Raw genomic sequence first — 867 nt, forward strand, 5'->3', positions numbered from 1 at the left:
GGGCCCCCGGCGGCACGGCTCGCACCGGCGGAGGAGCCGTTGCGGGCCCCGCTGCCGGTGTACGGTCCGGACGGCCCGTGGCAGTCCGTCCGGGAGACGCTGGCCGTCACCGGCACCGTGCTGGTCTACGGCCGGCGCGCCGCGTGGTTGCCCGAGCACCGCGACCCGGTGCGGCTGCGCCGCATGCTGGGCCGGGACTGGGACCGCTACGAGAGCATGACGCACCCGGTGCTGCGGGACCGGTTCGTGGCCTCCCGGCTGCTGCTGCGGGCCACCGCGGCAGCGGCCATCGACACCCGGCCCGAGCTGGTCGACCTGGCGTACCAGGCCGGCGGGCGTCCCTTCGTGCGCGGCTGCGACCAGATCGACGTCAGCCTGAGCCACACCGAGGAGATGCTCGTGGTGGGCATCACCCGCCGGGGCAGGGTCGGTGTGGACGTGGAGCGCGGCGACCGGCAGATGGCTGGCACCGGCTCGGAGTCGCAGACCTGCACCGGCTACGAGCGCGGCGCGATGGCCGAGTTGACCGGAACCGCGCGCAACGACCGGCTGGTGCGGCTGTGGACGTTGAAGGAGGCGTACAGCAAGGCGCTCGGGCAGGGGCTGCGGTTCCGCTTCACCGAGTTCGGCTTCGCGCTGACCGAGCACGGCGCCCGCCTGGTCCGCCCGGACGGCTCGTCGGCCGGAGCCGAGGAGGACTGGAGCTTCGGCACGTTCCCGCTGGGCCGGTACCTGGTCAGCGCGGCCGTGCACGACGCCGGGTTCGGCGGCGCCGGGGACCTCTCGGTGGGCACGGCGCTGGACGAGGGCCTGCTCGACACCCTGCTGGGCCCCGCCCCGGCAGCTGCACCGGCGCCCGCTGCCCCC

Annotated in this window: 1 protein-coding gene; it reads left to right on the plus strand. The window is 75.7% G+C overall.

The features are described 5' to 3' along the window. Positions 1-39: 39 nt before the first annotated feature. Positions 40-867 (plus strand): 4'-phosphopantetheinyl transferase family protein (locus ACYVE9_RS28790; protein WP_461030820.1); only part of this gene is annotated, 828 nt, incomplete at its 3' end.

Source organism: Streptomyces sparsus (assembly GCF_054776295.1).